The sequence below is a fragment of the Limosilactobacillus caccae genome (assembly GCF_900156885.1).
In the GTDB taxonomy this organism is placed as follows: domain Bacteria; phylum Bacillota; class Bacilli; order Lactobacillales; family Lactobacillaceae; genus Limosilactobacillus; species Limosilactobacillus caccae.
In genome coordinates this window covers 31,202-46,055 of record NZ_FTOY01000009.1, presented here as the reverse complement: position 1 = coordinate 46,055, position 14,854 = coordinate 31,202, and the positions used below count along the sequence as shown (strand labels likewise).

Below are 14,854 nucleotides of genomic sequence, written 5' to 3'. Positions count from 1 at the left end.
TTAATTGCTGGTCAGCTTTTTTCAGTGTTCTCCCTTTTATTTCAGCGTTCGCGTTTTTCTTCTGTTTTTCAGTAAAATTACTTTTATTTCAGTAATCGGCGATGATATATTTGAGAATATAATTATTATTGTGAGGAATCAGAAATGTTAAATGTCTTTATTTTGGAAGATGATCCTGTTCAATTACAACAAATTAAAGATAACGTTCAACGGATTAGTGAGGAATTTACGGTCACTTGCTCGATCCATCCCTTTACCACGATTGAAGAGCTAAAAGCATCCCTTCCAGTTCCTAGTGTCGATAACCTTTACATCCTCGACTTAGAAATCGACGGGATCAAGGATGCTGGGCTAGCCTTTAGTCGGAAAATTAGGAGCCATGATCAACTAGCAACGCTGATTTTTATCACCGTTCACGACGAGTTCTTATACCAGACATATAAGTACCGCGTGAGTGCCCTCGACTTTATCGCCAAAGATTACGGTAATATCTATGAGGAGTTGCGCAGTGATATCAAGCAAGTCTTAGCAAAGATTGCGACTAACAACTATAGTCAGCCATTTAGTTATAAGGACTACTCAAACACGATTAATATTGATTTTATGAATATTAATTACTTTGAAACCAACTCCACTAATTCACACTCGGCGATCCTCAATACAGTCAATAACCACCAACGGCAGCTTAATTATAACTTACACGACATTGAAAAAATGGACAGCCGTTTTTTCCGTGCCCACCGTAGTTACTTAATTAACCCCTACCAGGTTAAAGATGTTGACACGCGAGCGGGGATCATCCATTTTTACAACGGCGCAGCCTGCCCGGTAAGTAAACTTCATTTACGCAGCCTATTGCGCCTAATCGTGGCCGAGTAATCACTTAGCCACGAAATACAGAAAAGCGGTAATAGCGGATCCGCGGATCATTTGAGGCCCGGCACTTCCCGTCGCGCCCATTCTTGCTCTGGTAAAAATGAACATACTCATTGTCGTGAAAGTATAATTTTCCCCATAACATCGTACTGTTCGTGTGTGGGCGGGTACTACGATAGGCTAGCCGTCGAGTTGGATACTTTTGGTAATCATGGTTAAAACCTTTCAGGCTAGTACTTTTCGTTTGTTCACGATTTGGATAGAGCAAATAGCGAACCGCTTGTTTTTTATTCTTTGGGTAATCGGCGACAATATACTGGTCCTTTATCCGTTGATGATTTCGATCGTAATAGGTCACTTGATAGCGGTAAATCATGTGGGGGATAAACCCGGTATTATTATTCGTCTTTAGACCATAAGAAATAATAAAAACTAGCGCAAGCCCGATGATTAACGCAAGGGTCACGAGGGTATTCTTGCTTGGCTTGTGGACAACCGCCATTTGTACTGGCGCTTGCTTCTTCTGGGGAAGAATTGTCCCACAATTTAGGCAGTGGATCGTGCCGGCCGGATTGACCGTCCCACATTTGGGACAGCTAATCCCCTGGATATTATTTGTAACTGCGCGATCACCTTGCTGGTATCCCGGTTTCTCTGCCGGGTTATCTGGTTGATTCGCTGAACTTTTCATTTCATCATTCTCACTTTCTAAGGAGGCTTTTTAATTGTTATTTTTTATCGCACCGTGGAGTACTACTTACCAGCAGACGCTCCTCATGGACTTATTTAACTTTTACTTCTGGTTTATTACTGGGTATTTTATCATTCTTGCCTTTCAAAAGATACTCAACCGGAAGCTACCGGTTTTAACCCAGGTGTTGTTGGTCCTACTAGCATCAATTGGGATTCCGAGCACAATTGGCTTTTTAATCTACCTTATACTTGCCTTGCTAATTATCTACTTTCTCGGCTTCAACCGGTCAGTATCCTTTAATACGATCAGTGCAATATTCATCTTTACCTACGTTTTTTACCAGTTAATTAACTCGGTGTGGTTTCGGATCTACCAGTTCACAATTGAAATGCCATTAAATGCCAGTCCGTTTTGGACTTCACTTGTCTACTCCATCTTTGTCGCACCACTGATTACTATCGGTACCTTTCTCTTAATAATCAAGAAAATCAGCAAGCCCATCAACCGCTATAATCAACTGGTCGTGCAGCAATGGCCCGTCTATGCCTGGGGAGTTAACCTAATTGCGGCATTCTTCCCCATCTTTAGAACCTCCACTGCCCTGTCACTGATTAAGGTGACGATCCCAATGTACTTAGTGATCCTTGCTGCTTATATTATTGGCTATCTTTTGGCAATCACCCTGCCTACGCGAAGTATCGAAAAGTCAATGCTCATCCAGAGCCAGCAAATCGAGCTCACTAACCTCGCCCACTATACCAGCCACATCGAAGCAATGTACGACGAATTACGCCGCTTCCGGCATGATTATAAGAATATCTTACTCAGTTTAAGCGATGCTGTCGAAAATAAAAACATCGACCAAGTCAGTGATATTTTCAAGCGGGTCGTCATCCCAACTAACGCCAATGTTGAAACGCAAACTAGTGTCTTGGGCCGGTTGGCGGACGTGAAGGATTTAGAAATTAAAAGCTTGGTTTACAGTAAGACAATGCAGGCGATTGATAAGGGAATCACCGTCGAAATTGAGGTCGAAAAACCAATTAAACTTGACCGCCACGTCCAAGTTACGGATATGTTGCGGATCATTTCAATCCTCTTTGATAATGCCATTAATGCGGCCACCAAAGCGGCTAAGCCACAGATTAATTTTAGTTTCTTTAATGACCAGGAACGCCAGGTCATCGTGATCGCTAATACCACTGCGGAAGAGCAAGTTGACCTTAGCAAACTCAGTGGTCATTTTAGCGGTGTCCTCACCACTAGCCACCACGGTCTCGGCTTACGGAACTTACGGTCAATTCTCGCCCGTTACCCGTTCATCCACAATAACCGCAGTGCTAGTGACCACTGGTTGGAACAGCAAATTGTAATTTATAAGATTGAAAAGTAAAAAGGGTTCGCATTTTTTTTGCGAACCTTTTTTATGGTTTAAATGCTGACTAGATTAAATCGGAAAACTAGCTTTTGCAACAACATCCAGTACTTATATATTCCAACAGATCGTCCATCCTTAGCGTATGAATATCTTTCCTATGCTTTCCGGAAAGTTACAGTACCACTGATCTTCATATCGTCTTGGCTTATCGGTTGTATATTTCCAACATATTCATCGCCAGACCGATGGATATTATTAATTTGAATGTCCCCCATAATATCATCGCCACTTGAAACCTTAAGCGTACTATCACTTAAAGTATAGCTACCGCCTACTTCATCATTCTTAGCATTCTCCTTTGCTTCGCTCGCTGTTTTCCCAGCATACAATTTCTTCTTTCCGCTATCTAGATAAACGGTGATACTTCCAGTATTATTGTCTGTCTTGTTAGTAAACCAGCCTTGCGTTGTTGTCTTCGTATTCATCGTCATTACATATGGTTTATTAACCAAAGCATGATCAGGTTGCATCTGAACATTATGGATAACATTTCCTAGAATAATTAAAGCAACTATAACAACTACACCAATAAGGCCATATTTCTTGGGGTTGTTCCGTGCCTCCTTCTTTACTTTCTCAATATCGATATTATTACTAATTTCCTTCAATTTTGCTTTTGCTTTTACTAGTGTTTCATTAGTATTTGCATCTTCTTTATTAGAACGATCCTTTGTACTCCTGTTTTTAGGCGTAGCAGGTGCCTCATGCTTTACTTCTTCTCTCTTCTTAACTTGAGGAGCAGGCTTTTCTTGGTTAACCGCTTTAGTTTCTTTGGCACTACTTTCATTATTAGCTGTTAACTTATAGCCACAGTTTTCACAAAACTTATCACCTGGCTGCAACTTATTTCCACAATTTGGGCAAAACTTCATTATTAAATTCCTCTCTAATTCTATTGTTCAATTGAAACATTATTCGTCATATTCTTGACGGCGGCCGCATAATGATCTTTATTAATCTGATTAATCATTTCATCTTTTGCAACACTCTTAGCCGGCGTGTACACAGTATCCACATCATAATCAGCTGGTAAAGAATAAATATTAATCGTGTTGTCCTCATCAATCGTGTAAACAAGTTTACGATCACCTGACTCACCATTATCAGACACTATATAAGCCATTTCCTGTCCCTTTTTTGCCAAGCAATCTAATAGGTCATCATCAGTCGACAAGTCAACTTCCAAATTCCCACTTTTAGTCATATCAGACCAACCATCAACATTATTCCGCGAAGCAAAATAAGTTACGGCTGCTGCACTTCCTTTGGGACCAATATCTGAAGAAATTTTCTCGCCACTCTTTCGCTCAGATGAAGCGGATGTAGACGAACTACTTACTGAATGTTCAGCAGGCGTTGCCGAAGAACTAGCTGCACTACTTGTTGCCGATTGACTAGCACTACTGTTTTCGCGATCCATAACATAAGCGCCAGCAGCCACGACAACCACAATAATCATTGCAAGGATAACCAGTTTTTTCATCACGCCACTTTTCTTTTGGGGCTTAACTGACTGGTGCTTTGCAGGCGCGGTCTTCACCCGTACAGAAAAATCATAACCACAGTGTGGACAAAATTTAGCGGTCTTCGCGATCTTGCTTCCGCACTGTGGACAAAACTTATCCATAAATTAATCCTCCTCATTTATTTCGGTAATTATCGTACGTTGGGTGTTTATCCTTGTAAACCGCTTTTCAGTAAACGCCGATTACCTTCAGTAAATATTTACTGAAGCTCAGTGTCCTTCACTGAAAAAGCATTCCCTTTATATCTGGATTTACTTATCATTAGTTTATAAATTTTTATTAGGGAGATTTTGATTATGAAAAAACATATTCGTCAAATCTTATATACTAGTGTTGCTTTAGGAATGTCATTAACTGCCGCCGCTGCGCTGGATAACACCGTTGCAAGTGCTGATACCACCGCCCCAGCGGAAACCCAGCCGACGCAAACGACAAGCGCGACTAATTCAGCAGCGCCTAGTCAAGCCAAGGAGCAAGTGATTGACCCGGCAGCTTTGGACCAAGCCGAAGCCCAAAAGCAAGCTCAGTATCAAAAAGCTTATGAAGCAAATTATGATCTAGCACGCAAGACATTTAGTAGCGATGGGATTCCCTTTATGGGCGGAAACGGTTTAGGAAGTTTTTCGACCAAACCAACGAGCCAATTCTCACCAGCCTTGGCGCAAAAGCTCTATGAAGCTAATGATGCGCGAAATGAAATCATTACCGCCAACCCCGAAGGCCTACGTAAAAACGTGCAAAACTTTAACTATAGTTTAGACATGATCAGTAACTACACCTACAAGGATGGTGAATCCGGCACCCTGCCAACGCCAGATTATGGTCTGCCACTGCGGACTGCTGTCAAGGAAGTGCCACAAGACGACCAATTTTACATTGATTGGCTCGACCATGAGATTAAGCTTCTTCAGGGGCAGCCAGAAACTTACAAGGCTCCGGCTGAATACACTGACTTAGTAAAGCAATTCAAGCATATTGCTGACTATTATGGTGGTGATAACGTTAAGCTCAGTGACTCTGACTACACACGCTTTTATGACTTGCCAGGCTTCCAAGACTGGGATGATATTACCGGTCACATCGTGCAGTTGACGATGTTCCCAGGCGATTCCGAATACGATGTTAAGTTCTATACGCCATACATGAAGCACATCATTGCTCAATGGAATGCTAAATATGAGACCCTGCAAAAAGAATATGCGGCCAAGAATAACCAGCCTGCCGAACCGGTTACTAATTCTGAAGACCAGACTGCTGAAAGTACACCAACTCCGGTAACAACGCCAGCTAGGTCAACAACAGTTCAGCAGCAGGCACCACAAACTGCTCCCCAACCGACTAAGGTTACTACTATGCCAACAACGACTACTAGCACCGTTGCTGTTAAGTCAACAATTTCACCTAGCACAGCACCGGTTTCACCAGTTAAGCAAGCGCGCCTACCACAAACCGGTAATCAGAATGGCGCCGTTGCTGCTGGCCTTGGCTTGGGACTGATTACCCTCGCCACCATGTTTGGTTTCGGCCGGAAGCGCAAATTCTAGTAATTTTTCGAGGAGGAAGTAATGAAAAAACTAATCACAATTGCTGCAACGGTCCTTGCTGGCTGTTCACTTGCCGCTTGTGAAAGCAGTAGCAGTGATAACGCTGCTAGTTCTTCATCAACAAGCCAAACCAGCAGTTCATCACAAAAGCATGTTCTAAGGAGCGCCGCCAGCAAGAAGTCGTCCAGTGCCACTACTTCTAGCACCACTACCGTTAGTGACCCCCGGGTAATCGGGATCCTGGCTTACGAAGAAGTATTCGGTAAAAGTGCCGGCAGCGAAGAACTATACTTTAGTACTAATACTGGCGATAACAATAACGGTAATGATGGGGATTACCTGGTTAGCGCCGGTTCGACCGTCGGCACGATTTCCTTTAGCGTCAATGGTGACCAGGTGACAATTTATCAAATGGATAGTGCTGGGACGAGTGATGCAGAGGCGCAGTACACTTCTTCCACTGTGTCGTTAAAAGAACTTGAAGACAAGTTCTACTCGTCATCTGCCGACAAAGAAAGCGTTGACGCGGCTGCCCAAAATTTGAAGGATGGCAATAATCCGGATGATAGTGAAAGCACGGCGGATTCCGATGACGAGGCTGATGATAGTGATGATGAAGGTGAAAACGACGAAACTACTGAAGATGATGAAGATATTGATGATATGAGTGTCATTATTAATCAACAGGGTGGACGATCGGCATCCCCTCACCTTCTTTAGAAAAATATCTCCGAACTAAATAACGCCATTAAACTAGTAACTTGCTTACTAATTTAGTGGCGTTTTTAATTGTATTTATTTTACTTGTTTACCAAGCTGGTACGCTTCGTCAATGTGCTTGGCAAGTTTTTCTTCATTCCAAGCATCAGCAGCGAGCACACCGCCTACACGTTCCCAGCGCATGTAGCGGAAGAGTTGCTCAAAGTATAGTTTAAGCGAAGCAAAGGCGTCTTCTTGCCCATAGCCGCTAACCAGCGTAATTGCCTTCTTGTCGCCATGTAACTCATGGTTCCAGTGGTAGAAGCGGTCGATTACCGCCTTCAGTGCTGCGTTCATTCCGTAATAATACAGGGAACTGACGAGAACCACCATATCAGCAGCCAATAACTTAGGCATCACTTCGTTAGTCACAACATCGGCTGGCTCAATCGCCACTTCTTGCCCTGGATGGTTGTCTTCTAGCTGAATCAATGAAAACTCACTTGTCCGCCGTCCCGCATCAAAGCGGTAAACTTCATTTCCAGCTTCACGGGCGCCCTTAATAAAGGCATCCGCCAGTTTTTCAGAACTTCCCGGGTGGTGAGGACTCCCTGTCAATACAACGATCTTCATCATCTATCGCATCCTTTCATCTTCCTCGATTATAGTAAGAAACGGGCAAAATGGAAAATAATAAGTTTGGGTTCACACTAACAGGAGTGGATTTGTTTTAACCATAAAATAAACCTTTGTCCCCACCATTTTTTCGTCGTTGGCGGCTCCTCCTTTAAATAGGCTTGTTTTGTTAAATAATGCAAGATGTTCATCACTATTTCTCGTAAATATTTTCACTTAGGTACCGCTCACTCGAATCTGGGAAGACTGTCACAAGGTTTGCCCCGGCAGGCAACGTTGCTGCCACCTGTAAGCTTGCTGCTAGTGCTGCCCCACTTGAACTCCCGATGAACAAGCCAAGATTCTTTGCCGCCCAGCGAACGTAGTAAAAGGCATCATCATCACTAATCGTTTTCACGCCGGCATAATTCAAACCTTTAAAGAAGGGTGGAATAAACTCAACCCCGATCCCCTCTGTCCGGTGGGAATGGGCAGGGCCACCGTTAAGGATAGAGCCAGCTGGTTCAACAACATAGCCCTGAATTTCTGGGTAGGCATCCTGCAGGGCCCGCTGGATCCCAGCAAAGGTGCCCCCGCTTCCTGCGCCAGCAACAAAGGCAGCAAGCGGCCGGTTATCTAGGTCCGCTAGAATTTCCGGGCCAAGCGTCTTTCGGTATACATCCGGGTTAGCCGTATTCGCAAATTGCAAGGGAAGGTAGGCGTTGCCAACCTGCTTAGCAAGTTCCTTTGCCCGCTTAATTGCCCCTTCAATCCCTGCCGCACTTGGGGTATTGACCACCTCAGCCCCTAGCGCCCGCATTAAGGTTTGCTTTTCAAAACTAAATTTTTCTGGCACCACTAGTTTCACCGCTAACTTATATTTCAGAGCGGCAAGGGCAACTCCAATCCCAGTATTACCTGCTGTCGGTTCAATTATCGTCGTCTGCTCATTGACCTTGCCACTAGCGATTCCCCGTTGGATAAGGGCAATCCCCAGCCGGTCCTTGATACTACCGCCAGGATTAAACATTTCTAATTTTGCATAGATGTTAACATTATTCGGCGTCTTCATCGGCAAGTGCATTAAGGGGGTATGACCAATTAATTCGTAAGTATTTTCCACTAACATTATTTTCTCCTTCTTCCTAATAAAAGGCAGCAAAAAAGGCGTAAACCCAAGGATTCCTTGAATCTACGCCTTATGTGGCAATCAATCTTTCAGTAATTCAGTTAAAAATGAGAATACCAAAGAGTGAGTCGCATAAGACGCGATTCACAACAACAAGTATTCGCCTTAGCAAAGTAGTTGTTCATCTTTGGTTAATCCTCCTCTAATCAAATTATCACTATAATAACTTTCTAAAAGTAAGTTGTCAACCTTATTTTATCAATAGCGGTGAAGGTACTCCTGTGCCCGTTCAGCAGTCAGATGGAAGCCATTCATTAAGCTTTTTCTGATATCATCATCAGGAAAATTGGCTTGTCGGAGGCTTTGGATAAGCTCTCTGATCCCGTCTTCACGGCCCGCGTTAAATCCTTCCCGCCGCGCATCCATTAAATCTAGCTCAAATTTCATAAACCCTCGTCTCCTTTCTGGACTTTGCTTAATTTTTTTAATCTCATTTTGAATAGTTTGGACAAAGTTATCATTAGCAACCACCTGATTGCGCATCAACTGGAGAAAGTTACGCATTGGTTCATCTTCTGCAAACGTGTTAGCCGTCGCATTAAAGACAACTACGGTGCGGTTGTCGCCCAATTTAAGCTGGCGATCGCGAGTACAGGCAAAATCGAACTGGTACTTGGCCCAGCCCCGCTGAAAATAGTCAAAGTTACAGAACATAATGACATAGGTGGGATAATTTAATAGCTTTTGGTAATCATCCCCTGGCATAAGCAACTCACTATCGATTTGTTCCTGGTAATAACGCAGTCGCGCTGGCAAATTATGCTGGTTTACCATCTGCATCTCAATCACATAGATGCGGTCGCGGTCATCTTCAACATAAACATCGTAACGCACCTTCCGATCAAGTCCGTAACTACTGATGTCTTTTTGCGTTTCAATCCGCTTGATCTTTGTAACCGTAATCTCAGGAATCGCGCGTTGGATCAGTCCGTGGCAAATCTGCTCATTTTCCATTACTAGCCCAAACAGTGGGTCGCTGGTAATCGTCATCTTATCCCAGCGTTCTTCCAGTTTTCGGAGGTAGTGTTGGCGTGTTTTATCAGTTTTCATCTTGATAACTCCATTATAGTAAATTCGGACAAATTAGTCGTCCTATTATTTAAATACGTAAAAAAACGGAAAACACATTTTTTTCATCTTAAGAATTTATGCTGTAAAATAAGAATAATTGATTTTTAGGAGCTATTTTTATGAAAAAACACGGACTGTTACTTGTTAATTTAGGCTCACCCGCCACCCCAACCACCCCTGATGTGAAGAGCTACCTCACCGAATTTCTCAGTGACCGCAACGTTATTGAGATGCCACCTGCATTTTGGCAGCCACTACTACGGGGCATCATCCTTCCCATGCGCTCGTGGCGTTCAGCGACCTTTTACCGCAACTGCTGGCTGGATGAAGGGTCACCGCTAATCGTTCATACCAGCCGGCTAACGGCAAAAGTACAAGCCATGTTACCCGATTGGAAAGTCCAGATGGCAATGACCTATGGAAAGCCAACGATTGGCGACACAATTAGGGAAATGAAACAAAGGTGCGAGCAATTAACCGTGATTGCCCTCTTTCCCCATTTCACCAAGAGTACGACGCAGTCAATCATTGACAAGGTAACGGCTGCTGACCCGACAGCACAGATTATTGACCGTTTTGCGGACGAAGAAGGCTATCTCAAAGTCCTCACTAAGCATATCCAAACCGCCTGGGACAAGGGTAACTATGACAAGCTATTAATTTCTTACCATGGGATTCCAGCAGCGATGGTCAAGCACGGCGACCCGTATAAGGACGAGACTGAACGGACGACTGCTGAGCTGGTCAACCGGCTCGCTATCCCCGCTGACAAGATTAAGATGGTCTACCAGTCAAAGTTTGGCCCAATGCCCTGGCTTAAGCCTTACCTAAAAAACACCCTCCTAAGCGAGGCTCAGCTCGGCCACCGCAACATCCTTATCGCGGCTCCTTCCTTTGTCGCTGACTGCCTAGAAACCCTTGAGGAAGACAAGGTCCAAAACTACCAGACCTTCAGGGAAAACGGTGGGGATAACCTTGACGTTGTTCCGTCGCTTAACGATGATCCAGCGTTTGCCCAGTTTTTAGCAACGCTGGCGCAAGAAAAAGAGGCGCACTAATGAAACGCAAGAGTCTCGATGAAATCAATGCTAGTGTCGCCGTGCCAAATGTCTACCAGAGCGCATTCTGGCAAAAATTTCTCGCTTACAGTGGCCCGGGCGCCCTCGTCGCGGTCGGTTACATGGATCCGGGGAACTGGTTAACCTCACTAGCTGGCGGTAGCCAATACCGCTACCAGCTACTGGTCATTCTCCTGACGGCGATTCTGATTGCAATGTTCATGCAGTCCTTAGCAATCAAACTCGGGGTCGCAACCCGGACGGACCTTGCCCAAGCAATTGCGGACCACGTAACGAAACCTTTCCGCATCATTCTCTGGCTGCTCAACGAAGTCGCAATGATGGCAACCGACCTCACCGGGGTCGTGGGAACCGCGGTTGCCCTCAACATGTTATTCAAGCTTCCCCTGGTCATTGGGGTGCTTCTCACTATCGCGGACGTGTTGATCGTGCTCTTATTTCTTCACTTCGGCATTAGGCGGATTGAATTTATCGTCCTTGCCGCAATCCTTACCGTTGGGATCATCTTCGCGGTTGAGGTTTGCCGTGCCCATCCCCACTTTACGGCAATTATGGACGGTTTCCTTCCCCGGACGGTGATCTTCACCAACCACAGTGAACTGCTGCTGAGTCTTGGGATTGTCGGCGCAACAATCATGCCCCATAACATCTACCTCCATTCATCCCTTGCCCAAAGCCGGCGCTACGATGATCATGACGCAAAACAGGTCCGCGAAACGCTCCGTTTTGCTAACTGGGACTCGTTGATCCACCTGTTTGCGGCCTTTATTGTCAACGCCCTGCTCCTGATCCTTGGTGGAACCCTCTTCTTTCATTCTGCCAGCCTCGGTAGTTTAGAAGATGTCTTCGTCGGGCTGCGCAATCCCCAGGTTGTTGGTGACCTTGCCAGTCCGCTAATGAGCTGGCTCTTCGCCTTCGCGTTATTGATTACCGGCCTCATTTCGTCGATTACCAGTACCCTTGCCGGGCAGATCGTAATGGAAGGATTTATCAACATCCGCCTCCCCTTGTGGCAACGGCGGCTGTTAACCCGGGCAGTAACCCTTGTTCCAATCTTAATCATCGGCTTTATCATCAACTTTGACGAAGAACAGTTTGAACAGTTGATCATCTATGCCCAAGTGATCTTAAGTATTGCCCTGCCATTTACGCTATACCCACTGGTCGCATTGACCGGGAGCAAAAAAATGATGGGTCCTCACGCCAATACCAGCTGGCAAACAATTCTTGGTTATCTCCTCGCTAGTCTGGTCACCGGCTTAAATTTATTAGTGCTATTTTAACTACAAAATCCCGCAACGCATTATCACGTCGCGGGATTTTGTAGTTGCAGCCTTCTTTAGGCGGGCAACAAAAAATTTTATTATCGTCATAAGTTCATCAACAGCGGCTCGCGGTATTTACCGACGCCTGGCGATCATAATCTTAGTTGGCCGCCAGGGACCGCTCCACCAGCCATTAATGCCGGCATTCTTAATACGAATATCTTTGAAACCAATATTAGCAAGTACGGCCTTAATCCGCGTAAAGTCCCCGGTATCAACGATCAAGAGTGTCCCCTGGGCAGATAGTGCCCGCGCTGCCTCCTGTAAAGCCCGGCCCCGCGTAATTGCAGGGGTGATTTCTTGCAGGGTATAGCTAAAGGTCACGTAATCAAAGCTATGGTCCGTAAAGGGCATGTTAAACATACTTGCGTTAACCAGGTCAACCCGGTCAGCTAGTGCTGCTTTTTGCACCTTTTCCTTGAGGCCCTTCATCCCCTTGATTGCCTGCTCTTCATCATCACTGCCACTGATTTCAGTAACCTTCCCGGGAGCTGCTAGTCCCTGGGCAATGGTCAGCAGGGGAACATCCCCGCCATCACCAAGGTCCAGGATCTGCACATGACCGGTCGCCGCCGTATCAGTTAATAATTGGCGCCAAATAGCCTGTTCGCCCCGTAACGCAGCGTTGAGGGTGGTTATTCCGCTAAACAATAAGACGATCACCCATAGCAAGTGCCAATAGCATCTTGTCTTGACTGCGAGCACGACACCCGCAACCGCCAGGATGATTGCTAACAGGCCGTTAATAGTAGCCACTTGGTGTTTTTTCAATTCTCTCTTCTCCTATCACCATTAACTAACAATATCGTTTAATTTCCGGATGTCTTTCAGGCTTCCCACCACGGTAATCTTATCGTGGGGTTGAATGATGTCATTTGCCTGGGGCATCTGATTAATCTCGTCATCCTTACTTACAATAATAATAACGTTGACATTATAACGATTTCTGAAGTCTAAGTCATCGAGGGTCTTCCCGAAAAATTTTGGATTGTTGATGTTGACTTCCGCAAGCGTCACTTCTTTACTAAGGGTCACGTAGTCAACGACACTCGGGTTAAGCTGCTGGAAGATCAGCCGTTTGGCCAAATCGTGCTCTGGCCGGACAACCATGTCGGCCCCCACTCGTTCAAGGACCCGGGCATGGTTGACGTTTTCCGCCCGGCAGATTACATCCGGCGCGCCTAATTCCTTGGCAATCAGCGTCGCCATAATACTTGCTTCCACGTTTTTCCCAATTGAGATATAGACATGGTCAAAACTCCCAATATCAAGATCACGCAAGGCATCTTCATCCTGGGCATCAGCAATAACAGCCCGCATCACTGAACCAGCAAATTCGTTGACGACTTCCTCATTGGCATCAATTGCCAGCACTTCTTGGCCAGCCTGAACTAGGGATTCACAGATTGCCGCCCCAAATTGTCCAATGCCAATAACTGCATAACTTTCCTTTTTAGCCAATCAAAACACTCTCCTCTGGATAACGGTAGCTCTTCACATTCGTATTTGCATTTAAAATTGAGAACATCACGGTGTAAATCCCCACCCGGCCAACAAACATCAAGAACATGATAATCAGTTGCCCAAGTAAATTAAGGTTCGGGGTAATCCCCAGTGAAATCCCGGTCGTTCCGAAAGCCGCCACCGCTTCAAACGTAACGTAAGCTAGCGTGTCATGCTTTGGCAAATCCTGGGTCTCAACAAGGAGTAAGACCGCCACTAACAGGATAAATAGGGCCATAAATAGTAAGGTCAAGGCCCGGAAGATATTTTCTTGCGTAAACCGCCGGTGAGCAAAGTTCGTATCTTTTCTCCCCCGCAAGGTCGCAAAGCTCTGGATCGTCAGCAACCCAATCGTTGTCGTCTTAACCCCACCAGCAGTCGACCCTGGTGTCCCCCCGATGAACATCAAGATCACGGTAAAGGCAATTCCGGCGGCACTAAGGTCGGTGTACGGGAACGTAATCAACCCGGCCGTCCGGGGAGTAATTGCCATGAAGATGGTATTAAGGGCCCGCTGGGAAGCAGAAAGTTTGTCACTCAGCTGGGAAAGGTTTTTCTCAGTAATGAAATAAACAACCAGCGATAAGACAAATAATACCGCCCCCGTCCGCAGGGCCAGCTGGGTATGCAAGGACAAACGGTGGTAGCGATGGTAGCCGAGGATGTCTTTCCATACTAAAAAGCCCAGCGAACCAGCGATAATTAAGACTGCCAATACACAAAGCATGTACGGGTCGTTAGCGTAGTTTTCCATGCTGTTGCCAAATAAGTCAAACCCCGCATTACAAAAGGCCGAAATGGAGTGGAAGATACTAAACCATAGCCCCTTTTTTAGACCGTAGCGCGGGTAAAAGTCAAAAAATAAAAAGATGCTGCCTGCAAGCTGGATCAACAGCGACAGACGGATAATTAAATAGACCACGCTTAGTTGGGAAAGGTGGTCGAGGTTAAGGGCCTCCTGCGTCAATAAACGGGTCGACATCCGCATCCGCTGCCGAACGATTAATGACATCATTACGGCAAAGGTCATGAACCCCAGTCCACCAACTTCGATTAGCATTGCGATGACGATCTGACCAAAAATCGTCCAGTGGGTCGCTGTACTAACCAGCGTCAACCCCGTCACACAGGTAGCACTCGTTGAAGTGAAGAAGGCGGTCATAAAAGTAGTCGTTTCCCCCGGCTTAGTAGCAAAAGGCAATGATAGCAAGACTGTTCCCATAAAGATCACAATCAAGAAACCATAAGTAAGAATTTTCGGAAATGAGTACTTATGGTTATTTATTTCAATCACT

Annotated in this window: 15 protein-coding genes; 6 read left to right on the top strand and 9 right to left on the bottom strand. The window is 45.3% G+C overall.

Going from position 1 to position 14,854, the window contains the following annotated elements; genetic code table 11:
* Positions 1-144: 144 nt before the first annotated feature.
* Positions 145-879: a LytR/AlgR family response regulator transcription factor gene (locus tag CZ502_RS02435; protein ID WP_076459524.1), complete on the top strand. Its 735-nt coding sequence runs from the start codon at positions 145-147 to the stop codon at positions 877-879.
* 4 nt (positions 880-883) lie between these two features.
* On the opposite strand, the gene CZ502_RS02430 is transcribed toward CZ502_RS02435, so the two are convergent.
* A complete protein-coding gene (locus CZ502_RS02430; RefSeq protein ID WP_076459523.1) occupies positions 884-1,567 on the bottom strand; it encodes a zinc ribbon domain-containing protein in 684 nt (227 codons plus the stop codon).
* Positions 1,568-1,601: 34 nt separating this feature from the next.
* Between CZ502_RS02430 and CZ502_RS02425 the strand changes: the two genes are divergently transcribed.
* Complete coding sequence (locus tag CZ502_RS02425; RefSeq protein WP_076459522.1) at positions 1,602-2,963, top strand: sensor histidine kinase; 1,362 nt, start codon at positions 1,602-1,604, stop codon at positions 2,961-2,963.
* A gap of 140 nt (positions 2,964-3,103) precedes the next feature.
* Here the strand turns inward: CZ502_RS02425 and CZ502_RS02420 are convergent, their stop codons facing one another.
* Together CZ502_RS02420 and CZ502_RS02415 are read right to left on the bottom strand one after the other, a co-directional pair.
* Positions 3,104-3,880 carry a zinc ribbon domain-containing protein gene (locus CZ502_RS02420; RefSeq protein WP_076459521.1) on the bottom strand — a complete coding sequence of 259 codons (777 nt, stop codon included), beginning with the start codon at positions 3,878-3,880 and terminating at the stop codon, positions 3,104-3,106.
* Positions 3,881-3,900: 20 nt separating this feature from the next.
* Positions 3,901-4,635, bottom strand: coding sequence for a zinc ribbon domain-containing protein (locus CZ502_RS02415; RefSeq protein WP_076459520.1), 735 nt, complete (start codon positions 4,633-4,635; stop codon positions 3,901-3,903).
* A 195-nt stretch (positions 4,636-4,830) separates the two neighbouring features.
* On the opposite strand from CZ502_RS02415, the gene CZ502_RS02410 reads away from it, so the two are divergent.
* Both CZ502_RS02410 and CZ502_RS02405 read left to right on the top strand, forming a co-directional pair.
* Positions 4,831-6,078, top strand: a complete 1,248-nt coding sequence (locus CZ502_RS02410; protein WP_076459519.1) for an LPXTG cell wall anchor domain-containing protein — start codon at positions 4,831-4,833, stop codon at positions 6,076-6,078.
* Between the two features lie 21 nt (positions 6,079-6,099).
* Positions 6,100-6,798, top strand: coding sequence for an Lreu_0056 family protein (locus CZ502_RS02405; protein WP_076459518.1), 699 nt, complete (start codon positions 6,100-6,102; stop codon positions 6,796-6,798).
* Positions 6,799-6,873: 75 nt separating this feature from the next.
* Here the strand turns inward: CZ502_RS02405 and CZ502_RS02400 are convergent, their stop codons facing one another.
* From CZ502_RS02400 to CZ502_RS02390, 3 genes are all read right to left on the bottom strand, one after another.
* Complete coding sequence (locus CZ502_RS02400) at positions 6,874-7,413, bottom strand: flavodoxin family protein (protein ID WP_076459517.1); 540 nt, start codon at positions 7,411-7,413, stop codon at positions 6,874-6,876.
* Between the two features lie 193 nt (positions 7,414-7,606).
* Entirely contained in the window at positions 7,607-8,521 is a 915-nt protein-coding gene (locus CZ502_RS02395) for a PLP-dependent cysteine synthase family protein (RefSeq protein WP_076459516.1), read from the bottom strand.
* 258 nt (positions 8,522-8,779) lie between these two features.
* Positions 8,780-9,631: an Rpn family recombination-promoting nuclease/putative transposase gene (locus CZ502_RS02390; RefSeq protein ID WP_200804214.1), complete on the bottom strand. Its 852-nt coding sequence runs from the start codon at positions 9,629-9,631 to the stop codon at positions 8,780-8,782.
* A 140-nt stretch (positions 9,632-9,771) separates the two neighbouring features.
* On the opposite strand from CZ502_RS02390, the gene hemH reads away from it, so the two are divergent.
* Positions 9,772-10,710: a ferrochelatase gene (hemH, locus tag CZ502_RS02385; protein ID WP_076459515.1), complete on the top strand. Its 939-nt coding sequence runs from the start codon at positions 9,772-9,774 to the stop codon at positions 10,708-10,710.
* Positions 10,710-12,014 carry an Nramp family divalent metal transporter gene (locus CZ502_RS02380; protein ID WP_076459514.1) on the top strand — a complete coding sequence of 435 codons (1,305 nt, stop codon included), beginning with the start codon at positions 10,710-10,712 and terminating at the stop codon, positions 12,012-12,014. Before hemH ends, CZ502_RS02380 begins: the two co-directional genes overlap by 1 nt.
* Before the next feature lie 117 nt (positions 12,015-12,131).
* On the opposite strand, the gene CZ502_RS02375 is transcribed toward CZ502_RS02380, so the two are convergent.
* Genes CZ502_RS02375 through CZ502_RS02365 form a run of 3 tightly spaced genes read right to left on the bottom strand, consistent with a single transcriptional unit; the run spans position 12,132 to position 14,853 of the window.
* The gene (locus CZ502_RS02375) at positions 12,132-12,827 is read right to left on the bottom strand and encodes a class I SAM-dependent methyltransferase (protein ID WP_076459513.1); all 696 of its coding nucleotides are present in this window, start codon (positions 12,825-12,827) and stop codon (positions 12,132-12,134) included.
* 21 nt (positions 12,828-12,848) lie between these two features.
* Positions 12,849-13,517, bottom strand: coding sequence for a potassium channel family protein (locus CZ502_RS02370; RefSeq protein WP_076459512.1), 669 nt, complete (start codon positions 13,515-13,517; stop codon positions 12,849-12,851).
* Positions 13,510-14,853: a TrkH family potassium uptake protein gene (locus tag CZ502_RS02365; RefSeq protein ID WP_076459511.1), complete on the bottom strand. Its 1,344-nt coding sequence runs from the start codon at positions 14,851-14,853 to the stop codon at positions 13,510-13,512. The genes CZ502_RS02370 and CZ502_RS02365 overlap by 8 nt, the downstream gene beginning before the upstream one ends.
* Between the last annotated feature and the right edge of the window lies 1 nt (position 14,854).